This window comes from Sphingosinicella flava (assembly GCF_016025255.1).
GTDB classification, from domain to species: Bacteria; Pseudomonadota; Alphaproteobacteria; order Sphingomonadales; family Sphingomonadaceae; genus Allosphingosinicella; species Allosphingosinicella flava.
The window spans coordinates 1,203,610-1,227,464 of record NZ_CP065592.1 but is presented as its reverse complement, the minus strand read 5'-3'; the positions used below and the strand labels follow the sequence as shown (position 1 = coordinate 1,227,464).

General features: G+C 66.2%; 22 protein-coding genes. 3 read left to right on the top strand and 19 right to left on the bottom strand.

The features are described 5' to 3' along the window. The first annotated feature begins 26 nt into the window (after nucleotides 1-26). The gene (locus IC614_RS06350) at nucleotides 27-1,436 is read left to right on the top strand and encodes an amino acid permease (protein WP_226372584.1); all 1,410 of its coding nucleotides are present in this window, start codon (nucleotides 27-29) and stop codon (nucleotides 1,434-1,436) included. Between the two features lies 1 nt (nucleotide 1,437). Here IC614_RS06350 and gspN read toward each other — a convergent pair whose 3' ends face one another. From gspN to IC614_RS06290, 12 genes are read right to left on the bottom strand one after another with little or no spacing between them, the layout of a single operon-like run. After that, nucleotides 1,438-2,151, bottom strand: a complete 714-nt coding sequence (gspN, locus tag IC614_RS06345; protein WP_200970531.1) for a type II secretion system protein N — start codon at nucleotides 2,149-2,151, stop codon at nucleotides 1,438-1,440. Further along, nucleotides 2,151-2,630, bottom strand: a complete 480-nt coding sequence (gene gspM, locus IC614_RS06340) for a type II secretion system protein GspM (protein ID WP_200970530.1) — start codon at nucleotides 2,628-2,630, stop codon at nucleotides 2,151-2,153. The genes gspN and gspM overlap by 1 nt, the downstream gene beginning before the upstream one ends. Further along, nucleotides 2,627-3,706 carry a type II secretion system protein GspL gene (gene gspL, locus IC614_RS06335; protein WP_200970529.1) on the bottom strand — a complete coding sequence of 360 codons (1,080 nt, stop codon included), beginning with the start codon at nucleotides 3,704-3,706 and terminating at the stop codon, nucleotides 2,627-2,629. Before gspL ends, gspM begins: the two co-directional genes overlap by 4 nt. Then, nucleotides 3,703-4,698: a type II secretion system minor pseudopilin GspK gene (gene gspK / locus IC614_RS06330; protein ID WP_200970528.1), complete on the bottom strand. Its 996-nt coding sequence runs from the start codon at nucleotides 4,696-4,698 to the stop codon at nucleotides 3,703-3,705. Before gspK ends, gspL begins: the two co-directional genes overlap by 4 nt. After that, nucleotides 4,695-5,303, bottom strand: coding sequence for a type II secretion system minor pseudopilin GspJ (gspJ, locus tag IC614_RS06325; protein ID WP_226372583.1), 609 nt, complete (start codon nucleotides 5,301-5,303; stop codon nucleotides 4,695-4,697). Before gspJ ends, gspK begins: the two co-directional genes overlap by 4 nt. 53 nt (nucleotides 5,304-5,356) lie before the next feature. Continuing rightward, entirely contained in the window at nucleotides 5,357-5,734 is a 378-nt protein-coding gene (gene gspI, locus IC614_RS06320; protein WP_226372582.1) for a type II secretion system minor pseudopilin GspI, read from the bottom strand. After that, the gene (locus tag IC614_RS06315; RefSeq protein WP_200970526.1) at nucleotides 5,721-6,170 is read right to left on the bottom strand and encodes a GspH/FimT family pseudopilin; all 450 of its coding nucleotides are present in this window, start codon (nucleotides 6,168-6,170) and stop codon (nucleotides 5,721-5,723) included. Before IC614_RS06315 ends, gspI begins: the two co-directional genes overlap by 14 nt. Next, the gene (gspG, locus tag IC614_RS06310) at nucleotides 6,142-6,621 is read right to left on the bottom strand and encodes a type II secretion system major pseudopilin GspG (RefSeq protein WP_200970525.1); all 480 of its coding nucleotides are present in this window, start codon (nucleotides 6,619-6,621) and stop codon (nucleotides 6,142-6,144) included. Before gspG ends, IC614_RS06315 begins: the two co-directional genes overlap by 29 nt. A 1-nt stretch (nucleotide 6,622) precedes the next feature. Beyond that, a complete protein-coding gene (gene gspF, locus IC614_RS06305) occupies nucleotides 6,623-7,849 on the bottom strand; it encodes a type II secretion system inner membrane protein GspF (protein ID WP_200970524.1) in 1,227 nt (408 codons plus the stop codon). Further along, the gene (gspE, locus tag IC614_RS06300) at nucleotides 7,842-9,359 is read right to left on the bottom strand and encodes a type II secretion system ATPase GspE (protein WP_200970523.1); all 1,518 of its coding nucleotides are present in this window, start codon (nucleotides 9,357-9,359) and stop codon (nucleotides 7,842-7,844) included. Before gspE ends, gspF begins: the two co-directional genes overlap by 8 nt. A gap of 20 nt (nucleotides 9,360-9,379) precedes the next feature. Next, a complete protein-coding gene (gene gspD / locus IC614_RS06295; protein ID WP_200970522.1) occupies nucleotides 9,380-11,512 on the bottom strand; it encodes a type II secretion system secretin GspD in 2,133 nt (710 codons plus the stop codon). Further along, nucleotides 11,509-12,240 (bottom strand): type II secretion system protein N, encoded by a 732-nt coding sequence (locus tag IC614_RS06290; protein WP_226372581.1) that lies wholly within the window; start codon nucleotides 12,238-12,240, stop codon nucleotides 11,509-11,511. Before IC614_RS06290 ends, gspD begins: the two co-directional genes overlap by 4 nt. Nucleotides 12,241-12,512: 272 nt before the next feature. On the opposite strand from IC614_RS06290, the gene IC614_RS06285 reads away from it, so the two are divergent. After that, nucleotides 12,513-14,006 carry an MFS transporter gene (locus IC614_RS06285; protein ID WP_207791094.1) on the top strand — a complete coding sequence of 498 codons (1,494 nt, stop codon included), beginning with the start codon at nucleotides 12,513-12,515 and terminating at the stop codon, nucleotides 14,004-14,006. Further along, nucleotides 14,003-14,821: an oxygen-dependent tRNA uridine(34) hydroxylase TrhO gene (gene trhO, locus IC614_RS06280; RefSeq protein WP_200970520.1), complete on the top strand. Its 819-nt coding sequence runs from the start codon at nucleotides 14,003-14,005 to the stop codon at nucleotides 14,819-14,821. The genes IC614_RS06285 and trhO overlap by 4 nt, the downstream gene beginning before the upstream one ends. Nucleotides 14,822-14,893: 72 nt before the next feature. Here trhO and eda read toward each other — a convergent pair whose 3' ends face one another. The 7 genes from eda to IC614_RS06245 form a co-directional block, all read right to left on the bottom strand. Beyond that, the gene (eda, locus tag IC614_RS06275; protein ID WP_200970519.1) at nucleotides 14,894-15,505 is read right to left on the bottom strand and encodes a bifunctional 4-hydroxy-2-oxoglutarate aldolase/2-dehydro-3-deoxy-phosphogluconate aldolase; all 612 of its coding nucleotides are present in this window, start codon (nucleotides 15,503-15,505) and stop codon (nucleotides 14,894-14,896) included. Next, nucleotides 15,502-16,473 (bottom strand): glucokinase, encoded by a 972-nt coding sequence (gene glk / locus IC614_RS06270; RefSeq protein ID WP_200970518.1) that lies wholly within the window; start codon nucleotides 16,471-16,473, stop codon nucleotides 15,502-15,504. The genes eda and glk overlap by 4 nt, the downstream gene beginning before the upstream one ends. After that, nucleotides 16,470-18,347, bottom strand: a complete 1,878-nt coding sequence (gene edd, locus IC614_RS06265) for a phosphogluconate dehydratase (protein WP_200973019.1) — start codon at nucleotides 18,345-18,347, stop codon at nucleotides 16,470-16,472. The genes glk and edd overlap by 4 nt, the downstream gene beginning before the upstream one ends. Nucleotides 18,348-18,437: 90 nt before the next feature. Continuing rightward, nucleotides 18,438-19,937 (bottom strand): glucose-6-phosphate dehydrogenase, encoded by a 1,500-nt coding sequence (gene zwf / locus IC614_RS06260; RefSeq protein WP_200973127.1) that lies wholly within the window; start codon nucleotides 19,935-19,937, stop codon nucleotides 18,438-18,440. Then, nucleotides 19,879-20,835 (bottom strand): alpha/beta hydrolase, encoded by a 957-nt coding sequence (locus IC614_RS06255; protein ID WP_200973018.1) that lies wholly within the window; start codon nucleotides 20,833-20,835, stop codon nucleotides 19,879-19,881. Before IC614_RS06255 ends, zwf begins: the two co-directional genes overlap by 59 nt. Further along, nucleotides 20,832-21,767 (bottom strand): alpha/beta hydrolase, encoded by a 936-nt coding sequence (locus IC614_RS06250; protein WP_200973017.1) that lies wholly within the window; start codon nucleotides 21,765-21,767, stop codon nucleotides 20,832-20,834. Before IC614_RS06250 ends, IC614_RS06255 begins: the two co-directional genes overlap by 4 nt. Further along, nucleotides 21,767-23,791: a glycoside hydrolase family 97 protein gene (locus tag IC614_RS06245; RefSeq protein WP_200973016.1), complete on the bottom strand. Its 2,025-nt coding sequence runs from the start codon at nucleotides 23,789-23,791 to the stop codon at nucleotides 21,767-21,769. Before IC614_RS06245 ends, IC614_RS06250 begins: the two co-directional genes overlap by 1 nt. Between the last annotated feature and the right edge of the window lie 64 nt (nucleotides 23,792-23,855).

Genomic DNA, 23,855 nt, shown 5'->3' with positions numbered 1-23,855 from the left:
ACAGGACAGGGAAAAGGGGACGCGTCTTGGCACAATGGAATGCGCGCAAAAGGATCGTCGCGAGCGAGGATCTGCCTTCGGAACATCGGCTGAAGCGCAGCCTCGGCTGGCCGCACCTTGTGGCGCTTGGCGTCGGCGCGATCGTCGGGACCGGCATTCTGACCCTGATCGGCGTTGGCGCGGACAAGGCCGGGCCCGCCGTCATCCTGTCCTTCGCCATCGCAGGCGTGATCTGCGCCTGCGCGGCGCTAGCCTATGCCGAAATGGCGACGATGATCCCGGCTTCAGGCAGCGCCTACACCTACACCTATGTCGTGATCGGCGAACTGCTCGCTTGGATCGTGGGGTGGAGCCTCATCCTTGAATATTCGCTGGTGGTGAGCGCGGTCGCGGTCGGTTGGTCCGGATATGCCGCACCCCTGCTCCAGGCCTGGGCGGGCGTGCCGATGAGCCTGATGCAGGGGCCGGAACTTGGCGGCATCGTCAACCTGCCCGCCATCTTCATCATCGCCGTCGTCGCGGGCCTCCTGATCGCGGGCACGCGGGAAAGCGCGACGTTGAACGCCATCCTGGTCGTCGTGAAGATCGTCGCGCTCATCGTCTTCGTCGCGGTCGCCCTGCCTTATTTCGACGCTGCCAATTTCGAACCCTTCGCGCCCTTCGGCTTCGACAAGCAGATGAGCGCCGACGGCGTCGAGCGTGGCGTCATGGCCGCCGCCGCCATCATCTTCTTCGCCTTTTATGGTTTCGATGCCATCGCCACGGCGGCGGAGGAAGCGAAGAATCCGGGACGGGATCTCTCCATCGGCATCGTCGGATCGATGGTCGCTTGCGTCGCCATCTACATGGCCGTGGCCGCCGCCGCGATCGGCGCACTTGCCTATACCCGCTTCGCCAACAGTCCCGAGCCGCTGGCCCTGATCCTGCGCGAGCTCGGGCAACCCGCCGCCGCGACTTATCTCGCGGCATCCGCCGTCATCGCCCTGCCGACCGTGATCCTCGCTTTCTTCTACGGGCAGAGCCGCATCTTCTTCGTGATGGCGCGCGACGGGCTGCTCCCGCGCGGCCTCGCCCGGGTATCGGCGCGGGGCAATCCGGTGCGGATCACCCTGTTCACCGCGATCCTGGTCGCGATCTTGGCAGGCTTCATCCCGCTCGCCGATCTCGCCGCGCTCGCCAATGCTGGGACGCTGACCGCCTTCGCGGCGGTTGCCGTCTGCATGCTGATCATGCGCCGCCGCGCCCCGGATGCGGAGCGCACCTTCCGTACGCCCATGCCCTGGGTGGTCGGCCTGATCGCGATCCTCGGCTGCGCCTATCTCTTCTACAGCCTGCCCGCGAAGACCCAGCATTATTTCCTGATCGCGCAGGTCGTCGGCCTCGCCATCTATTTCCTCTACGGGAGCCGCCGGAGCGTCGCCGCGGGCGAAGGCTAAGCTAAAAGGCGCCCTGCCGTTCGAGGACGAAGCCGGCCCCCGTCGCCGTGAAGCCGGCGGCGGTAAGGGCGGGGGCCATGGCGGGCGTGGCCGAAAGGAGCTGGACGCGCGCTTGATATTGCCCGCCGGGCATCAGGCGCATCTCCATCCGTTCCGCGCCGCTCGCGCTCTGGAATGGAATGAGCAGCGCACCCGCGTCGCAGCGCGCGGTGCCGGTCATTTGCCCCGGAAGCGGCAGGCTTGCGACCGGGGCGAGGGTCGCCGTCGCTTGTCCCTCGGCGGCCCGGCACGTGCCACCGTCGAAGCGCGCCGTCACGTCCGCCAGGTCCAGGCGGGCGATCGGCAGACCGCCAAGCAGTCCAACCGTGTCGAGCGTCGCGGTCAGGTCGTCGACGCCGAAGGTGTTGCGGGTGACGGTGATGCCGCCGTCCACGCGCTTCGGCGCATCGGGACTGTCGAGATCGACGCGCGCGCGCAGGGCGAGCAGCGGGAGCGTCCGCAGCCGCGCCTGAAGGTCGCCGAGCGGGACTCCGTTCCACTGCGCCTCGCTGATGGCGCCTAGCCACAGGCTGCCCTGCGCCTCGCGCGCCGCGAAGCCGCGTTCATCCAACCCCAACCAATCTAGCGCCAACCGCAACGGCAGCAGCGCTACCGTCGCAAAGGCGAAGGCGCTCAGAAAGAAGAGCGTGCGGCCCAGCGGCAAGCGGATGCGCATCACCGTCCTCCCGCTCGGAAGGTCGCCTGAACGCTCAGCGTCTGATCGGTATTCGCGCTGGCGGTGAGATTGGCGGCGATCGCGCCCCGGCTTTCCATCTCCGCGACCCAGGCGAAAAAGGCTTGCGGCCGCGCCGCCGCAATCGCGAGCGTCACGTTGCCGTTCGCATCCGCGTCGAGGCGGCTGACGGTGAATCCCGCTTCGCTTGCCGACGTGCCGATGACGGTCGCGAGCGGACCGCCGAGCGCCGGCGCGGGACGCTGCGTCAGGTCGTTAATCGCCTTGGCCTGGGCGCGGGTCTGGGCGAGCGCGGCGACCGCCTGGCCATGCCGCTCCTTCGCTGAGGCTAAGGCTGCGTCGAGCGGGCGGATGACGAGCAGCCAGCCGAGAACCAGGGCAGCAACCACGGCAAGGGCGACCAGCATCCGCTGCTCGCGCACGGTGCGGCCCTTCCACCAATCGAGGAAGCGTGTCGTCATCGCGGCCTCATCGTCAGTTCGGCGACCGATCGGTTGCCTTGCGGCCGGATCGCGCCCGCCTCCGCCGCGAAGCCGCGCGACGCGATCTGCTGTTGGACGGCGGCGATGCTGCCCGGGGCATCGGCGAGTATCGTCGCCCGCAGGCCATTCTCGTCGAAGCCGAGCGCGGATAGCTGTACATTGGGCGTGTTCCGGATGGCGTCGAACAAAATTCCGGCGAGCGGCGTCAGCCGCGCCCCGCCGCCCAGCGCGCGCAGGCGGGCGTCGAGCTGATCCGGCCCCCCGCCCGGCGTCACCTGTTCGGCTAAGGCGGCACGTTCCTGTTCCGCCGCGTCCGCCGCGAACGTGTAACGCAGGATCAGCGCGAACTGGATCGCGACGCCGAGAAACAGGATGACGACGCCCAGCACGGCCATGCGGCGCACGCGCTTCCAGTCGATCTTCCACGCCCGGCGTTTCGCGAACGGCCCTTGGCGCAGATTGACCGGCAGGGCGTCCAGCGCCGCCGGCAGATCGGCTTCGAATCGTTCGGCGTCGATGGTCTGCACGTCGACAGCGGGTGCCATCAGTGCGGCCAGTTCGGCCTCGACGCTGAACGCATCCGCCGGACCCCGGTAAAGTGCCAATCCTTCCTTGTCGAAACGGATCAAGCCTTCCTCTGGCGGCAAGAGCAGCAACGGCTCCGGCACGATGCGGTCCGGGTCGATCCCCTGATCCGCCAGCCGCGCGATCCATCCCGCCACCTGCAAAGCGGAAACCAGCGCGATGCAGCGCACGCCATTGCCGCCCTCTGGACCCACCGCGACATGCAGGTCGGCGACCGGCTGTGCGGCAAGATCGGCGGCCATGATCCGCCCGGCGGCCTGCGCCTGCGGCTCCGACAATCCTTCGGGAAATTCGGCCCAATGGAGCGACACTTCATCGCCGGGCACGACGACGGTGATGGGCAACGTCCGGCCCGAGACGACAGGCAAACCCTCCAGCCTTTCGCCGCGCGCGACGACAGCGCCGTCGGCCAGCTGCATCCATCCGGCGAAGCCGCCCCGGGACAGGAAGATCAGCAACGCCGCACTCACTCGTCATCCCCCCATCGCCGCGCGACGATGCGCGCGGGCTTTTCGCGCGCGTCGACCAGCGCCGCTTCGCGCACTTCCGCCTCGCCCAGCCGGACGGTCACGTCAAGGGCGAACCATTGGCTCTTGACCCCCGGCTGGCCCTGCACCTGCGTCGGCAGCATCACGCCGTTCAAGATCGTGCGCGTCCAGAAATCGCCGATACTCGCCCAGCCCCCCGCCGGGCGCGCCGCCAGGGCCTGCAGGGCCCGGTCGACCGGAATCTGCTCGGGCGCCAGCATCGCGAGGAGCGGCGCCTGCTCCGGTTTCAGCGTGTTGACGTTGATCGGCGACAGATCGTGCGTCGGCAATGCGCAGACGAAGGGTCGCACCCGATCATAGGCTTCGGCGGTCACGCCCGCGACGGCGCGAAGCTCGCTCTTGTCCGCGAAAGGCGCGTTGGCGGCGCGGTAGGGCTGCGCCGATTGCCGGTAGACATTGTCCTCCGCCCCCTGAGGCTGCGCGGCCGTGTCGGCATCGACCCAGTCGGCCGCGCCATCGGCGATCCGCACGGCGATGCCCTGCGGCACGTCCAAGACCTGCATCAGGCCGGCGAACTGCGCGATCGCGATTGGGTTGGCGATCAGGTCGCCGCCTTGCTCCGGCGCCGTCGCCAGGCTGTTCAGATTGAAGCAATTGCCCCCGTCCGCCGCCCGCGCTTCCGCCATTCCGCCGCCCGGCAGCGGGATCTGGCGCGTCGTATCCTGCCAGCCATTGGGCAGGGTTGCATCGGGGCTCGCGGCGAGCAGATCGTTCATGGCGAGCGTCATCAGCCCTTCGACGCCGATGGCGAATTGCCGCGCCTGATCGAGCGCCACGCTGTTCATGGCGAGGCGAGTGGCGAGCCGCATCCGTTCCAGCGCGACGACCGCGATGGCGCCCATCACCGCGACGAGCAGCAGGACGGTCAGCAACGCCGCGCCCCGTTCCCGCTGCGAAGGCCGGAAGCGCCTCATGCCCCACCCACCAGGAAGAGCTGCCGCACTACGCCCTCCCGCCCGGTCACGATCTCCAACTCAACCACGCGGGGCATCGCATAGGCATTGTCGACGATCCAGCGGTCGAGCCACGCGCCATTCTCGTCACGGAAGCGCAGACGCACGCTCCGCACGTCTTCCGCCAACACCATCGGCGGCAGCGGCGCGGCGCCGTCGACATGAGGATAAGCGACGCGTTCCAGCCGATTGCCGGACAGGCGATATTCGACCTTCTGCAGCGAAGCGCGCGGCGCACCCTCCGGATTGTCCCACCCGGCCCGCACGAAAGCGAGCAGCGGCCCGCCGCTCGCACTGCCCGCAAAGGCCGGGCGCAGCGCCGCATTTTCGTCGCGCGATACGCGCCGCATCGCTTGGGCGAGATCGCCGGTCAGCAGGGTGCCGAGGCGGCGCATCCGGCTCACTTCCTCCATCCGCGTCGCCGCATTGTCCTCGGCCCGCACGCTGAAGGAGAGGAGCACCACGCCGGTCGCGGCCAGCAGTCCGAAAATGAACAAGGCGACGAGCAGCTCGACAAGCGTGAAGCCCGTTTCAGTATTCCGGCGAAAGCCGGAATCCAGCGGCACCTTCCGCGCGGCTGGGCTCCGGCCTCCGCCGGAGCACAAGGAGCGTGTCACCCTCATGCCGGAATCTCGGCCGATCGGAAGACGGTGAGCCTCGCCGCTTCCGGCCCGCTCACGCTGCGCACTTCGATCTCGATTTGCTGGATGCGTGCTTCCGGTGACCGGTTGGTGACCCGCGTCCACAACCAGCGGCGGTTGCCGTTCGTCACTTCGCCGCTCGCCGTGCCGAAGGCGGGCGGGATCGGATCGGTCAGCGTCTCGACCGCGATGTTGCGCGCGACGATCTGCGCCATCGCCTGATCCTGCAGCCGCGTGGTGCTGGTCACCGTGGCGCCGTTGAGCCGCAGCAGAGCCAGCGCGGCGAGGCTGAAGATGGCGAGCGCCACCAGCATCTCGATGAGGGTGAAGCCGCTTTCGCCTCTACGCGCCGACACGGACCGCCCCTCCGCCGTCTATCTCCACCCGAGCCCTCTCGCCATCGCGGGTGAGGGTCAGCGAGGCGGGTTCGGCGATGCCGGTCGCGTCGAACAGGAAGCGTCCCGGCGCCGTCATCGCCGCCGCCGTCCTGTCATGCCATTCGAATGTGGAATAAGGCGGCGCCATCGGTTGCCACGCCCCGTCCCGCCTTTGCTCGAAGCTGTAGCCGTCGGCGCTCACCCGCACCGCGACCGCGCGCCCGTCCAGGATCGCCTTGTCCTGCGCCGCCTTGGCGCGTGCCGCGAAACGCTGCGCCTCGGCCATCACGGAGCCTTTGGGATCGGGCATGGCGACGACCACGACCGACGCCAGCAGGCCCATGACGACCAGGACGATCAGCAGCTCGACGAGCGTGAAGCCCGCGTCACTTCGCGAAGGTGCCGATATCCGCATCGTCCCCTTCGCCGCCTTCGGCATTGTCGGCGCCAAGGCTGTAAATGTCGAACGGCGCCCCGCTTCGCCCCGGCGCGGCATAGCGATAGGCATTGCCCCACGGATCGGTCGGCAGCCGCTTGATGAAGCCTTCGCTCACCAGTGCGTCGAGGCCGGCCGGATAATTGAGCCGGTTGAGGCGGTAGAGTTCCGCAGCCTGCTCCAACGTCGCGATGTCGGCCTCCGCCTTCTTGACCCGCGCCGTGTCTTGCGCTGGCATGACGTTCACCACGACCACGGTGGCGAGCAGGCCGATGATGACGATGACGACCATCAGTTCGACGAGGGTGAAGCCGTCCTCATCCTTCCGTCTTTTTCGAACGTCATTCCGGCGAAAGCCGGAATCTCGGCGCGATTTGGACAGAAGAGTCCGGCTTTCGCCGGGATGACGGGTTTTAAGGAAACGGGCCATCTTAAAAAGCGCCTCCGGCAAGCGTGTCGAGTTGAAGGATGGGAAGCAGGATCGACAGCACGATGACGGCGACGATCCCGCCCATGAGGACGATGATGGCGGGCTCGAGCAGCGACAGCGCGGTCGCGGTGAAGGCGTCGAACTCGCGCTCCAGATAATCGGCGGCGCGCTCCAGCATGATGTCCAGCTTGCCGGACGCCTCGCCGCTCGCCGCGAGGTAGACGAGAAGCGGGGGGAATACGCCCGCGCGGCGCAAGGCGGCGGAAATGCTGCCGCCGGTGCGGATCGCCTCGGTGATGTCGGCGGACGCGGCACGCAATGCGCGGTTGTGCACCGTCTGCGTGGTGAGCTTCAGCCCTTCGAGCAATGGCAAGCGGCTTGCCACCATGGTCGACAAGGTCCGCGCCATCCGCGCGGCGTGAAGGTCGCGGATCAGGCGGCCCAGCAACGGCAGGCGCAGGAGCCGCGTGTCGACGGCGAGCCGCAATCCTTCATCCTTCATCGCCCGAGCGCCCATCAGCGCCAGCGCGGCAAAGGCGGCGATCAAGGCCCACCACCAATTCGAGAGAAAGTCCGATAGGCCGATGACGATACGGGTGAGGAGGGGCAATTGCTGCCCCACCGTGTCGAATTGTTCAACGACTTTCGGCACGACGAAGATCATCAGCGCGATGACGACGAAGGTCGCGACGACGGCGAGGATGACCGGATAAGCGAGCGCCGTCGTCACCTTGGACCGCACCTGCGCCTGCCGTTCCAGCAGGTCGGCGAGCCGGTCGAGGATCGACGGCAAGGTGCCGGAGCTTTCGCCCGCCGCGATCATCGCGCGATAGAGGGAAGGGAAGCTCGCCGCCTCCCGGCCCATCGCGTCCGACAGGCGGCGGCCCTCCGTCACGGAGGCGTGAACGCGGCCAAGGATCGCCGCGACATGCGCCTGCTCGGTCTGCCGCGCGATGGTGCGCAGCGCCTCCTCGAGCGGGCTGACCTGCACCAGGGTCGCGAGCTGGCGCGTGAACAGCGTCAGCTGCTTGGCGCCGATCTTCTTCCGGGTCAGCAGGCTACCGGACAGGAGAGACGGCGCCGCCGTCCGGGTCGACCCTTCCATCTTGACGACGAACAACCGCCGTTTGATGAGCAGATCGCGCGCCGCTTCGTCGCTGTCCGCGCGCACCGATCCCTTCCGCTCCCGCCCGGCGGTGTCGAGCGCCAGATAGTCGAAATCAGGCATCGTCCGCCTCGCGGCGCGACACGCGCACCGCTTCCTCCGCCGTCGTCACGCCTTCGCGGACGAGGGCACGCGCCGCCGCGCCGAGGTTCGGCGCGTTGCGAAAGGCGTGGTTGGCGATCACCGCTTCATCGCCGCCACCATTGATGAGACGCCGGATTGTGTCGTCGACCCGCACCGCCTCGAATACGCCGATCCGGCCCTTATAGCCCGTATGATTGCAGGCCTTGCAGCCCTTCGCGCGGTAGATGATCGTGCCCGCGTCGAAACCGAGCAGCGCGGCCGCCGACCCTTCGGCCTGAACCGGCTCCCGGCATTCCGGGCAGAGCCGCCGCACCAGCCGCTGCGCCACCACCGCGCGGAGCGTCGACGCGATCAGGAACGGCTCCACCTTCATGTCGCGCAGCCGCGTGATCGCGCCGACCGCATCATTCGTGTGCACGGTCGACAGGACAAGGTGGCCGGTAAGCGACGCCTGCACCGCGATATCGGCCGTCTCGCGGTCGCGAATTTCGCCGACCATCACCACGTCGGGATCCTGGCGCAGGATCGCGCGAAGACCGGTGGCGAAAGTGAGGCCCACCTTCGGATTGACTTGCGTCTGCCCGACACCCTCCACCGCATATTCGACCGGGTCTTCCACGGTCAGCAAGTTGCGGCTGCCGTCGTTTAGAAGACGCAATGCGGCATAAAGTGTCGTCGTCTTGCCCGAACCCGTCGGGCCGGTGACGAGCACGATGCCATTGGGCTCGGCCAGCGCATCGCGGAAGACGGCGTGGATCGCTTCCGGCATGCCGAGCACGTCGAGGTCGATCCCGGCATTGTCCTTGTCGAGGATACGGAGCACCACCCGTTCCCCTGCGCGGCTGGGGAGGGTGGACACGCGCACGTCGAGCAATTTGCCGCCCAGCTTCAGCGAAATGCGCCCATCCTGCGGAATCCGCCGCTCGGCGATGTCGAGCCGCGCCATCACCTTGATGCGGCTCACCACCACCGGCGCGACGTGGGGCGGCATGCGCAATGTTTCGCGCAGCACGCCGTCGACCCGCATTCGGACGAACAGGCCGGTCTCGTAAGGCTCGATATGAATGTCCGACACGCCCTGCCGCGCGGCGTCGGCGATGATGCCGTTGATCAGGCGGATGGCGGGCGCGTCGTCAGCGCTGTCGAGCAGGTCGTCGGCGGTCGGCAAGTCGCTGGCAAGCAAGGCGAGATCGTCGCCAAGACCGAGTGACCCCGCCGCATCGGCCGCCGCTTGTCCGTCCATCGCATAGCGTTCGGACAGGATATGGTCGAACTGGTCGGCCGGGGTGAATTGCACGTCGAACGGCCGGGCGAGATAGCGGCGCAGCTCGATCAGCGCGCGCGGGTCCGCTCCCTCGCGCATCGCGATGGCGAGGTGGCCGCCTTCTTCCTTCAGCAAGGCGACGCCGAAGCGGCGGGCGAAAGGGTAGGGGATGGTGACGGGCAGCGGCAGGTCCGCAGCCGGAAGCGCCTCGTCGGCGACCTCCATTCCGCCGCCCCGCCCGATCCTCACTGAACGGACTCGCTCGGCGGCACCGGCACCGCTTCGATCACCTGATCGCCCGGACGGACGGGAAGGGCCTGCGCGGGTGTCTGTGCGATGCTCGGCGGCACCGCGCCCATATAATCGCGCACCAGCTCGTCGATGCTTGGCTCCGCCTCCGGATCCTGCTCGACCTGCATGCCGCGGATATAATCGTAGCGCCGCCCGCTCATCGCCCGCGCATCTTCGGCGGAGCGCAGGATGGTCGGGCGGATGAAGACCATCAGGTTTGTCTTCGCCCGCGCCTTGCCCTTCGACTGGAAGAGCTTGCCGAGCAAAGGCAGGTCGCCAAGGAACGGGATCTTCTCGATCGTCCGCCGCTCATTGTCGTCGAGCAGGCCGCCGATGCCAACGATCTCGCCATCGTCGACGGTGATCGTCGTCTCGAGCTCGCGCTTGTTGAGGATGAGATCGGAAAAGTCGCGCGACACGGGCCCAGCGATCGAACTCACTTCCTGGCGCAGGTCGAGCTTGATCGTGCCGCCCGCATTGATCTGCGGCTTCACCTCCAGGCTGATGCCGACATTCTGGCGCTGCACGGTGCGGAAGGCATTATCGAAATTGTCGGACAGCGCCTCGCCTGTGGTGATCGGGATTTCCTGGCCGACCAGCAGGCGCGCTTCCTGGTTGTCGAGCGTCATGATCGACGGCGTCGACAGGATGTTCGATTTGTTGTCGGATTGAACGGCGTTGATGATCGCGCCGAAGATCGCATTGCCCGCCTTGAACGCCGCGCCGCCGAGGCCGCCCGTCGCGCCCAATATTTCCGCCGCCGCCGCTTGCTGCAGCGTGTCGGCGAGCGCCGAGTTTTGATTGGTCGTCACGACTTGCCCGTTCACGGTTGTCGTCGTCTTGCGCAATCGTTCGGCCGCGACCGCCGCGCCGACCTTCAGGATGTTGGGCGAGGCGTTGGAGTAATTGGTGACCGCGAACGGAATGTTGCTGCCTTCGAGGCCGGCGAGCAGCAATTGGACACCCAGCTCCTTGGCGGCGGTATCGGAAATCTCGACGATGATCGCCTCGACCAGCACCTGCTGGCGGCGTGTGTCGAGCTGGCGGATCACTTCGCCAAGCGAACGCTGCACATCTGGCGATGCGGCGATGACGATGGCGTTGGCGCCTTCGAACCGGGTTACCACGGCATTCTTCTGGCCGAAGACGCTTTCTCCCGTCGCGGGCGCGGCCGGCGCGGACGTCGCCGCCGGTTGCGCGGCTGGACGGGCGTTGGACGCGCCGCCACCACTCGCGGCGGGACGGTCGCTCAAACCCGATGCCGTGGACGGCGCGGCGGACTGACCGAGCAATTGCTGCAGCACCGGCAGCAGTTGCGCGGCATCGGCATGCTCCAGGAACACGACACGCACTTCGGCGCCGCTCGCCGCCCGCGCGTCGAGATCGCGGGCAAGCTCGGCGAAGCGCGCGACTTCCGCCGCATCGCCGCGCAGGGCGAGCGAGTTGGAGCTGTCGATCGGCACGACCGACACCGATTTGGCCTCTCCGCCGCCCGCGAGCGCGGTGAGGGATCCGGCGATGTCCCGCGCACCGGCATTTTGCAGGGTCACGATGGTGGTGGTCGCCGTGTCGCGGTCGATCTGCGCGATGAGCTGGCGGATGCGGCTGACATTGTCTCCGAAATCGGCGACGACCAGCGTGTTGCGGTTCGCCGTGATCGATCCCTCGCGGCTTACCAAGGGGCGCAAGGTTTCGACCGCCGAGGCCGCATCGATGTGCCGCAGCCGGAAGATTTCGGTCACGAAGCGATTGGGGCTGGTGCTGCCGCCGATCCGCCCGCCCGCTTGCGCCGCGGTAGAGGAAGGCTGGATGCGGAGCGCGCCGCCCGCGACCGGCACGGCGGCAAGGCCGTTGGCGCGGAGCGTCGACAGCACCAGCTCGAAATATTCCGACCGCGATAGCGGACGATCCGTCACCACCGAAACCTTACCCTGCACGGAAGGATCGATGATGAAGGTGCGGCCGGTGACGCGGCTCGCATCCTGGATGAAAGCGCGCACATCCGCGTCCCGGAAATTCAGGACATATTGGGACAAAGCGGGCACCGGCGTCGTGGCGATGAGCAGGCCGATCAGAAAACGCTTCATGGTGTCTTTCTTGGCGGCGCACTGACGATCGTGACCGGCTGCGCGGCAGGCGGCGGAGTCACGGCCGGCAGCGGCGGTGTGGTGGAAGATGTGTAGGCAGGCGAGGGCGCGGCGGAGGGCTGCGGCGTTCCACTGCCGGCGACCGGTGCGGGCTGGGATTGATCGAGGAACAATTGCTCCGTCGCCCCCCCCCGGCTGATCGTCACGCTGTCGAAGCTGACGCCGGTCAGCGTTACGCCCGGCACGATTTCATCGCCCACGGCAAAGCTCTGCTGCTGGCCGTCCGGCGTGCTGATGATCGCCGATCCTCGGCCCGAGGCGCGATCTTCCCTGACGCCGAACAATTTGATGTTGAGCGAGGTGACTTGCATCGGTCCGGTGTCGCCGTTCAACCGAAAGAAGGGATCGAAGGCGGCGAAGGCGGAGGGCGGAATAGTCTGGGCGGTTTGAACCGGCAGGCTCGCGCGCCATTCTCCGACCGGGCCGACCGGCGTGACGATCGCCCAGACGAGGCGCGCGCACTGGATCGCGACGAGCGATAGCAAGGCGATTTCCAGCCCGGAATAAACCGTGACGCGCGGAAGGCGGCGCAGCAGCCGGCCGGTGCGCCGATCGAGTTTCATCCGCATGCCATTCTCATGTCGAAAGGGGACGTAATCGCCATGGACCGGCCCGTTAAGACGCGCGGATGAGCGGACGATGAAGGTGCCGTGACGCTTTCGTGACACGTCCTCCCGCTCATTCCATTCCGATTACCGTGCGTCATCTATCCCCACTATCGCGCAGCCCAGGCGGGCGCGACTCCCCCCGGAGCCGGCGATCCTGCCATAGCATTGCCTTTCCCTTGAAGTAATTGAAAATTTCTTAGCAAAACCAACGGCGAAGGTCTTATTTCGCAAAGGCAGCCACGGATTCGCGCTGGACTTGGCCGTGAGCCGGAGTCACTGCTGTGCAAAGAGCGCGGCCGGGGATCGCGCCGCAACAGCCGGGGATGCCAGTCATGACGACCATGTTGAAGAAAAAGCCGCTGCTCGGGTTTTGGGGCTTGTGGAACATTTCATTCGGCTTTTTCGGGATCCAGATCGCCTTCGCGCTTCAGAATGCGAATGTCAGCCGCATCTTTCAGACGCTCGGCGCCTCCATCGATGATCTGCCGATCCTGTGGATCGCGGGGCCGGTGACCGGCCTCCTCGTCCAGCCGCTCATTGGTTATTTCAGCGACCGCACCTGGGGCCCGCTCGGCCGCCGCCGTCCCTATTTCCTGGGCGGCGCGATCCTCTGTTCGATCGCCCTGGTCGCCATGCCCAATTCCTCGGCCTTGTGGATGGCGGCGAGCCTGCTCTGGATGCTCGACGCGTCGGTCAACATATCGATGGAGCCGTTCCGCGCTTTCGTCGGCGACATGCTCGACGAACGGCAACGCACGGCGGGCTATGCCTTTCAGACGGTGTTCATCGGCGCGGGCGCGGTCGTCGCGTCGCTGGCGCCGGCATTGCTCAACAATGTGTTCGGCGTGTCCAACGTCGCGCCCGAAGGCGTGGTGCCGGATTCGGTGCGCTGGTCCTTCTATCTCGGCGCGGCGATGGCGCTCGGCGCCGTTCTGTGGACCGTCCTCACCACCCGGGAATATTCCCCGGACCAGATGGCGCAATTCACGCGAGAAACGGGCCCGGAAACCCCGCATGCCGCTGCCGTGCCGAGCCTGGTGGGCGCTTTCGCCTGGATCGCGGCGGGGGCCGTCATCGTCGCTCTGGTTTCCGCCCTCGGCCTCGACAATCCGCTTTACATATTGGGCTTCGGCCTCGCCGCATTCGGCGCGGCGCAGATCGCCAACCACGTCCGGGCGGCAAGCGGCCGGAGCGCCGGCGTGCTCGGTCATATCCTCAGCGATCTCTGGTCGATGCCGCAAACGATGCGGCGGCTGGCGGTGATCCAGTTCCTGTCCTGGTTCGCGCTCTTCATCCTCTGGGTCTATGCGACCCCGATCGTCACGCAATATCAGTTCGGCTCTACCGACACCGCCTCGGTCGCCTATAATGAAGGCGCGGATTATGTGGGCGTCCTGTTCGCCGTCTATAACGGCATCGCCGCGCTCTATGCCTTCGCCATTCCCGCCATTGCGGCGCGGATCGGCACGGCGCGGCTTCATGCCCTCAACCTTGTCGCGGGTGGTCTCGGCCTCGCTTCGTTCGCGGTGATCGGGGATCCCAACCTGCTGATGGTCTCGATGGTCGGCATCGGCATGGCCTGGGCCTCGATCCTCAGCCTGCCTTATTCCATCCTCTGCGGCGCGCTGCCGCAGAATAAGCTCGGCATCTATATGGGCCTGTTCAACATCTTCATCGTCCTGCCGCAGCTCGTCGTCGCGACGGTGATGGGCGCGCTCGTCCGCCATCTCTATCCCGAGGCGCCGGTCGTTTCCTTCCTGATCGGCGGCGGCTTCATGGTCGCGGCGGCGGCGGCATCGTTGAGGCTCAGCCGAACCACGCAATGACCATTCGCGTCACCGCCCTCTACAAGTTCACGCCCTTCGAAGATCCCGCCGCGGTCAAGGCGCGGCTCGACGATGCCTGCGCGGCGGCCGGGATCAACGGCACCCTCCTCATCGCACGCGAAGGCATTAACGGCACGATTGCCGGGAGTCATGACGGCATAGAAGCCGCGCTCTCAGCGATCCGCGCGCTGCCCGGCTGCGCGGGCCTCTCCTTCAAGGACAGCCATGCCGAAACCATGCCCTTCGGCCGCATGAAAGTGCGGCTGAAGAAGGAAATCGTCACGATGGGGGAGCCCGACGTTGATCCCCTTCAGGGCACCGGCCACTATGTCGCGCCAGAGGATTGGAACGCGCTCATCGCCGATCCCGGTACGGTCGTCATCGATACGCGCAACGATTACGAAGTCGGCATCGGCACCTTCAAGGGCGCGGTCGACCCCAAGACGGAGAGCTTCCGCGAATTCCCGCAATGGTTCCGCGCGCATCGCAAGGAACTGGAAAAGGCGCCGAGGGTCGCGATGTTCTGCACCGGCGGCATACGCTGCGAAAAGGCGACGGCGTTCCTGAAGGCCGAGGGGATCGAAGAAGTCTACCACCTCGACGGCGGGATCCTCAAATATCTCGAAACCGTGCCGCGCCAGGAAAGCCTGTGGCAGGGCGAATGTTTCGTGTTCGACGAACGGGTGTCGGTCGGCCACGGGCTGGAGATTGGCACGCACGTCCTCTGCAAGCCTTGCGGCCGTCCGGTCAGCGCGGAAGAGCGGAGATCGCCGCTTTATGTCGAGGGGGTAAGCTGCCCTCACTGCACCCAATAATCGTGTTCCTGCGAAAGCAGGAACCAGCGGCGCCGATCGGTAGACTGGACTCCTGCTTTCGCAGGAACCCAATCAGGCGAGCGAAGCCGCCTTCCGCGCCATATCTTCGATCGCCGCCACGTCCGGCGCCCCCTTGCCGATCAACCAGCTGCCGCCGACGCACAGCACCGCCTCTTCGGCGAGATAGGTTGGAGCCGTTTCGGCGGTGATCCCGCCGGTTGGGCAGAAGCGCACGTTGCCGAACGGCCCGGCGAGGGCCTTCAGCGCCTTCAATCCGCCTGACGCTTCGGCCGGGAAGAATTTGAAACGGTCCAGGCCCATGTCGAGCCCGCGCATGATGTCGCCCGCATTGGCGACACCGGGCAGGAACGGAATGCCGCTTGCAATCGCCGCCCGTCCAAGCGACTCGGTGAGCCCCGGCGACACGATGAATTCGGCGCCCGCGTCGATGCTCCGCCGCAAATCCTGTTCGTTGAGCACGGTCCCCGCGCCGACGATCGCGCCCTCCACCTTCTTCATTTCGCGAATGACGTCGAGCGCCGCTTCGGTGCGGAGGGTGACTTCCAGCACCCGAAGGCCGCCCTTCACCAAAGCCTCGGCGATGGGCCGTGCATGGGCAGCATCCTCGATCACCAGCACCGGAATGACCGGCGATGTGCGCATGATCGTGTCGATCCTCGTCATTCGTGAAACTCCCCGGCAAAGGCGGCGGCGGCGCCGAACAGGCCCGGCTGGTCGTAGGTGATGAGCTTCACCGGCATTTCATCCATGCGCCGTTCGAACCGCCCCTTGGCGATGAAGCGGTCGCGGAAGCCGGAGCGCGGCAGGTGATCGGCGATACGCAGGCCGACGCCGCCCGCGATCACCACGGCGGATGCACCATGGGCGAGGGCAAGGTCGCCCGCCACCGCGCCGAGACTCAGGCAGAAACGGTCGAGGGCGGCAGAGGCGAGGCTATCCTCCGCGCCGAGTGCGGCGGCCCACAAGGTCTTGTCGTCGCGATACTGGACCTGCCGGTTCTCGATGGCTGCCAGCGCTTCGTAGAGGCTGGCGAGACCTGGTCCAGAAGCGATCCGCTCCACCGACACACGCCGATAACGTTCGCGCAGCTTGTGGAGGATCTTATCCTCCAACCCGTCGAGCGGCGCGAAGTCGATATGACCGCCTTCAGTTTCGATCACATGATAGCGCCCACCGCGCTTCAGCAGCTGCGCGACGCCAAGCCCAGTGCCGGGGCCGACAATGGTGATGACGCCGTCTTCCGGCAGCAACCTGTCCGGCCCGCAGAGATGACGGAAATTGTCCGGACCCAACTGCGCCACCGCATGGCCCACCGCACCGAAATCGTTGACGAGGCTATAGCGGTCGACGTTCAGCCGCTCCTTGATAAGCGCCGGGCGGATGACCCATGGATTGTTGGTGAGCTTCAGCAGGTCGCCCTGCACCGGCCCGGCAAAGGCGATGCCCGCGGCGCGGGGGAGGGGGCGGCCGATGCGGCTTTCGAAATCCTCCCAGGCGGTTTGCAGGCTGGCATGTTCGGCGGTCTTCAGCACGCATTCCTCGCCGAGCGAGACGACGCGCCCCCCCGCCACTTCCGCAAGGGCGAAACGCGCGTGCGTTCCCCCGATATCGACTGCGACGATTTCGGTCACAGGGCTTCCTCCATGGCATGTAGCATGGCCGACGCACCCTTTTCGGCGCTGTCGGCGGTGTGGCGCATCAGCGCGAAAAGCTCCCGGCCCGTGCCGACCGGTGCGGGCGGCGCCTTTGCCGGATCGCGCGCATCGAGATCCTCGACCAGCGCCACGATCTCTCCGCTATCCGCCGACACGCGCAGGATGTCGCCGTCCCGCAGCTTCGACAGCGGACCGCCGCCCAAGGCTTCGGGGGTGACGTGGATGGCGGCGGGCACCTTGCCGGACGCCCCGGACATACGCCCGTCCGTCACCAAAGCGACCTTGAAGCCGCGATCCTGAAGGACGCCGAGTGCGGGGGTCAGCTTGTGCAGCTCCGGCATGCCGTTGGCGCGCGGCCCCTGGAAGCGGACGACCACGATCACGTCCTTTTCAAGCTCGCCCGCCTTGAACGCGGCGAGCACTTCATCCTGATCGGCGAAGACGCGCGCGGGCGCCTCGATCGTCCAGCGCGAGCGCTCGACCGCGCTCGTCTTGATGATCCCGCGACCAAGATTGCCCTTGAGCAGGCGCATGCCGCCGTCCGGCTGGAACGGATCGCTCGCCGGACGCAGCATGGTTTCGTCGAGGCTTTGCTCCGGCGCATCGGCCCAAACCACATTGTGCTTCTGCGAAGGCATGAGCCCAGCGGCGCCATCTTCTGGGTTCCCGCTTTCGCGGGAACACAATCGGGGGTCTCTGGCATGATCCCGAAGCGACGATCCCGCCACCGTCATGATGTCGTCGTGGAGCAGGCCGTTGTCGAGCAAGGTCCGGATCGTGAAGCCGATGCCGCCCGCCGCCTGGAAATGGTTCACGTCGCCCGATCCATTCGGATAGACTCGAGCGATCAGCGGCACGGCGGCCGAAAGACGATCGAGATCCTCCCAATCGATTACGATCCCGGCGGCGCGCGCAATGGCGGGAATGTGAATGGCGTGATTGGTCGAGCCGCCGGTCGCGAGCAGGCCGACCGCCGCGTTGACGATCGCCTTCTCGTCGACGCAAGCCCCCAGCGGACGATAATCTTCGCCCTTCCAGCCGATCTCGGCGAGCCGGTGGACGGCCGCACGGGTCAGCTCCTGCCGCAGCTTCGTGCCCGGATTGACGAAGGCCGCGCCCGGCATGTGGAGGCCCATCACCTCCATCATCATCTGGTTCGAATTGGCGGTGCCGTAAAAGGTGCAGGTGCCCGCGCCATGATAGGAAGCGGCCTCGGCCTCCAGCAATTCCTCGCGGCTGGCTTTCCCTTCCGCATAAAGCTGGCGGACGCGCTGCTTTTCCTTGTTGGCGAGGCCCGACGGCATGGGGCCCGCCGGAATGAGGATGGTCGGCAGATGCCCGAAGCGCAGCGCGCCGATCAGCAGGCCCGGCACGATCTTGTCGCAAATGCCGAGCAGGACCGCGCCCTCGAACATGCCATGAGAGAGGGCGATGGCGGTGGACATGGCGATCGTGTCGCGGCTGAACAGCGAGAGTTCCATGCCCGCCTGGCCCTGCGTCACGCCGTCGCACATGGCGGGAACGCCGCCCGCAACCTGCGCCGTCGCGCCCACTTCGCGGGCGAAGACCTTCATCTGCTCAGGGTAGCGATAATAAGGCGCATGGGCCGACAGCATGTCGTTATAGGCGGTGACGATGCCGATATTCATGCCCGCATTGCCGCGGATCGCCGGCTTGTCCTCGCCCGCCGCCGCGAAGCCATGGGCGAAATTGCCGCAGCTCATGCGCGGCCGCGAAATGCCATTCTCGCGCTCGCTCCGGATCAGGTCGAGATAACGCTGCCGCGAAGGCCGCGACCGTTCGATGATGCGGTCGGTGACCGCCGCGATTTCAGGGTGAAGGTTCGTCATAACTCAATCCAACTTGTTCCCCGGCGAAGGCCGGGGTCCAGCCGCTCGGGGGGTGCCGTTGGGCTCCGGCCTGCGCCGGAGCACAATGTGCTATTCATGCCAGCTCACGCCGTCGCGCTCGGTCAGCGCAATGGCGGCTGAAGGCCCCCAATTGCCCGCCGCATAGGGCCTGGGAGTCATCGCCTTGGCCGCCCAGCCGTTGCGAATGGCGTCGATCCATTCCCACTGCGCTTCGACTTCGTCCCGCCGCACGAACAAGGTGGGGTCGCCCTCGATCAGGTCAAGCAGCAGCCGTTCATAAGCAATGCGCCGCCGCGTGTCGGCGAAGGCATTGGCCATGCCGAGGTCCAGCGGCACTTCGCGCAACCGAATGCCGTCCCGGTCCAGCCCCGGCTGCTTCGCCATGGTGAGGAGACGGATATTCTCCTGCGGCTGCAGGTTGATGATCAGCTTGTTGGCCTTCAGCGCCGCGCCCTTCGACGCGAAGATGGAATGCGGCACCGGCTTGAACTGGATGACGATCATCGACTGGCGCTGCGGCAGGCGCTTGCCGGTGCGAAGATAGAAAGGCACGCCCTTCCACCGCCAATTGTCGACATGGGCCTTGAGCGCCACGAAGGTCTCGGTGCCGGAAGGCTGGCCAAGCTCCTCGGCATAAGCCGGGACGGCCGAACCGCCGATCGCGCCCGCCTGATACTGGCCGGTGACGCTATTCGTCTCGACGGCGCTTGCATCAATCGGGCGAAGCGCGCGCAGCACCTTCACCTTCTCGTCGCGGACCTCGGTCGCGCTGAACTGATTGGGTGGCTCCATCGCCACCAGTGCGAGCAATTGGAGCATGTGGTTCTGAACCATGTCGCGGAGCGCACCGGTGCCGTCGTAAAAACCGACGCGGCCTTCCAGCCCGACCGTCTCGGCGACGGTGATCTGGACATGATCGATATGGCCGGCATTCCACAACGGCTCGAACAGCGCATTGCCGAAGCGCAGGGCAAGGAGGTTCTGCACCGTTTCCTTGCCGAGATAATGGTCGATGCGGAACGTCCGCTCTTCTGGGAAGACGGCGGCGACCGCATCGTTGATGTCGCGGCTGGAGGCGAGATCGGTGCCGAGCGGCTTTTCGAGCGCGAGGCGGACATTGTCGCCCGCCAGCCCCGCTCGTTGCAGGCCCGCGATCGTCGTCTTGAACAGCGAGGGAGCCGTCGACAGGAAGATGGCCAGGCCCTTCTCGGTCGAACCCACCGCCTCGGCCAGGCGGCCATATTGCGCGATGTCCGATGCATCGAGGGCGACATAGCTAAGCCGCGCAATGAAGCGCGCGACAGCTTCGTCCTTCAGATAATCCGCATCCACGAAGCGCTTCAGCGCCCCCTCCGCCGCCGTCCGGAAGGCCTCGGTATCCAGGTCGCTTCGCGCCGTCGCGACGATGCGGAGCGCGGGGGGCAGCAGGCCGTCGAGGTCGAGGCCGTAGAGCGACGGCAACAGCATGCGCTGGGCAAGATCGCCCGTCGCACCGAACAGCAGCAGCGTGTTAGCGCTTTCCTTGAGCACCAGCGGTTTCCTTCCCCAACAAGAATTGCAAGGGCACATCGACCCTTGCCCGCCAGGCATCCTCATTATGCGGCATTCCAGGATAGGCGCGGCTTAACCAGTCCTTGCCGTCTGTCCATCCCCGGCTTTTCAGCATCGCATCGATCCGCTTTTGATAGGCCGCATAGTCCGGGAGGTCCAGTTCGGCGCCGCTATCGATATAGAGGCGGTGCCGCCCGGGCCTCGGCAAAGCGGCGCGGAGATAGGCTTCGGCCGAATTCATCGATGCCGCGATTTCGGCGCGGGTCACCGCCATGTCGGGGCCCCCATAGCGCATCGGCCAATGCGTGGAGAGCGACGCCGCGCCGCCGAATATCTGGGGATAGTGCGCGATCGCCGCCAGCGATACGATGCCGCCCATGCTCGATCCCATGACGAACGTGCTCTCCCGCCCCGGTGCGGTGTTGTAATGCCGGTCGATGAAGGGCTTCAGTTCCTCCGCGATAAAGCGCAGATAGCCGTCGGCGAGGGCGGGGCCGCCATAATAAGCCTCGATATCCTTGCGATAGATGGACGGAATTCCGGCATAGGCGCGGCCCGGCAGATATTCCTGCATCCGCTTCGGTGTGTTCCATATGCCGACGATGATGAACGGCCTGACCTTGCCTTCCGCGATCAGCCGCGCCGCCGTTTCGTCCAGCCCCCATTCCTTGCCGCCATATCCGGTCGAAGGATCGAACAGATTCTGTCCGTCATGCGCATAGAGGACGGCATAGGGCGCGCCGCCGCGGTCGTAGCCGGGCGGAAGCCAAACCGAAACATCGCGCGGCGCCGCGAAGCGCGAGGGGTAGGCGCGATAGTGATTGAGCTGCCCGGGCCCCCAGGGCGCCGCCGCGCCGGGCTGGGGCATCGCCATCGCGATCAGGCAAGCGGACAGGACGGCGAACGCACGGATCATCGGGAACATTCCTTTGCCGGGGCCTTACCAAGGAGGAAGAGGAGGGGGATGTCGATCCGCTCGCGCCAGGCATTCTCTTCATGCGCGGCGCCAGGGAACGGGCAGGTGAGCCAATTTTCGCCTCGCCTGTAGCCGCGCTTCTGGACCACCCTGTCCACCCGTTCCTGATACGGGGCGTAGAGGACGTCGATCGTTTCCGTCCCATGATCGAAATAAAGGGCGTGGGTTGTCGGTGACGGCAAGGCCGTCTCCAGCCATGTTTCGAACGCCGCCGTCACCGCCGCTTTTTCAGCGTCCGGGCGTGGCTCGACCGGCCAGGACAGGAACAGGGGCCAGTGGGTCGAGATCGCCGCCCCCTTCCCGAAAACCTCCGGATATTCAGCCATGGCATAGAGGGAGATGAGGCCCCCCATGCTCGATCCGGAAATGAAGGTATTGTCCTTGCCGGGCAGGGTGCGAAAGCTGCGGTCCACCCAGGGCTTCAATTCCTTCACGAGAAAGCGGAGATAGTCGTCCGAAAGCGGCAGTCCCTTGTGGAGCTCCCGCAGCTGGGCGCGATAGGGTTCGGGAAGGGCGGCCGCCACCTTCGCCGGCATATAGTCGCGCAGGCGCTGCTCCGTGGCCCAGACGCCGACGACGATCGCCGGCCGCACCGTCCCCTCCAGGACAAGGCGCTCCATCGCCTCGTCGACGCCCCATTCCTTGTTGAAGTTGGAGGTGGCGGCATCGAACAGATTGTGCCCGTCATGCATGTAAAGGACCGGGTAACGCTCATCCGACCCATCGTAGCCGGGCGGCAGCCAAATGGTCAGGCTTCGCGGCAGCAGGTTGGCGGATTGCACATTGTCGTAGCGGATCAGCCGCCCGGGCTCCTTCGCCGGCGCCGCAGCGCCGGCGAAGAGAAGGGCGCAGAGCAGCAGGCCGCGCAGCATCAGCGCAGCGCCACGAAGCGGATCGCCTGACCGCCGCCGGCGGCAAGGTTCAGAGTCAGCGTGTCCGCGCTGGTCACGATCCTTTCCTCGATGGCGATGCTCTTTGGATTGCTCTTGTAATCCGCCCCTTCGCCGTCGCGGTAGATTTGCGCGCGGTAGCGCTTGCCGGGTGCCAGGAAGGAGAGGGGGGTGGAAAGCGCGCGGCCATTCTCGTCCGTCACCGCGCCCAGGTACCAATCCTCGCTCTTCCGGTCCTTGCGCGCGATGGTGACATAATCGCCGATCTCGCCGTTGAGGACGCGCGTTTCCGACCAATCGGTCGGCACGTCCTTGATGAACTGGAAGGGCTTTAGGTTCGCTTCATAATGTTCGGGAAGGTCGGCCGCCATGTGGATGGGCGAATAAAGGACGACGTAGAGCGCCAGCTGCTTTGCCATCGTCGACTGGATCGGCTGGCCACGTCCTTCCAGGCTCAGGATACCGGGCGTGAAATCCATCGGCCCGGCGAGCATGCGGGTGAAGACGAGGTTCGCTTCATGCTCCGGCGGGTTGGGCGGCTGTCCCCAGGCGTTGAATTCCATGCCGCGCGCGCCCTCGCGGGAGACCCAATTGGGATAGGTGCGGCGGAGGCCGGTATCCTTGAACGGCTCATGCGCGTTGATGGCGATCTTCCGCTTGGCGGCTTCCTTCACCACGTCGAGGGAATGGCGCGACATGATCTGGCCTTCATGCCATTCGAAGCCGATCCCGCCATCCGGGCGCCGCACCTGGATGCCGCCCGCGTCGGCGACATAGCCGGTCTTCACCGCGTCGATGCCGAGCCGCTCGTAAAGGTCGAAGGCCGCGCCCATTTGCGGCTCGTAGACGGCGATGTTGCCCGCCGTTTCATGATGGCCGATCAGCCGCACGCCCTTCTGCTTGGCGTAAGCGGCGAGCGCTTCGATGTCGAAATCCGGATAGGGTTTGGTGAAGCTGAAATCCTCGCCATTGGCGAACCAGTCGTCGTTCCAGCCCTCGTTCCAGCCTTCGACCAGCACGCCGCGGAAGCCGTGCTTCGCCGCGAAGTCGATATAGCGCTTCACATTCTGCGTCGTCGCGCCATGCTTCGGGCCGGCGCCCCAGCTCGATTTGTCGAGGTGCATTTCCCACCACACGCCGACATATTTGAAAGGTTCGACCCAGCTGACGTCGCCCAGCTTGTTGGGTTCGTTGAGATTGAGGATCAGATCGTTGGTGACGAGGCCGCCCGCCGTGTCGCTGATCTGCATCGTCCGCCACGGCGTCGCGAAGGGGGCTGCGCGCTGCACCTTCGGCCCTTCGGAGGCTTGAGTGAGCATGGCGCGGAAGCGGCCCTTGCCCTCGTTGAGCAGGTTCATGCCCGCATAATCGGTGAGCGCCGCTTCATGAAACGCGATATGGAGGCCGTCGTCCGTGCGGATCGTCATCGGCGTCTGCGCGAGCCCGACCTCGGTGATCGCCGTCTTGCCGTAGAGATATTCCTCGCGGTTCCATTGCAGCGCCGGAATCCACCAGGCGGTCGCCGGTCCCGCGACGGCGAATTCGGTCAGCTCCTCGCCGATCCTCACATCCTTCAGCGCCGCTTGATCCGGGAATTCGTAGCGGAAGCCGACCCCATCGTCGAACACGCGGAACACGACGTCCAGGCTGCGCTTCAGCGCGGTCTTCTCGGTGAGGCGGACGCGCATTTCCCGGTGGTTGTCGCGCACGAAGCGGCGTTCGCCCCATGGCTGCTCCCACGTCGTGTCGGCCGCGCGCACCTGCACATCGGCGATCTCGAAATTGCGCTCCATCTTCGGCGCGTTGGTGAAGATGAAGCCGAGCCGCGACCGGTCGATGATCGTGCGTCCGCTCCGTTGCACCTGATATTCCGGTCGCCCCTCGCCATTCACCTCCACCGTCACGGTCAGCGTGCCGTCGGGCGAACTGACCTTGGCGGGGGTTTGCGCGAAAGCGGGCGCGGCGATGAAGCCGGCGGCAACGATGGAGAGGAAGCGTCCGATCATCTGTCGTCCTTTGCCATGGGGCTTGAAAATTTTTGCGAAGGCTGTGCAGTTAGTCTCATGAAAA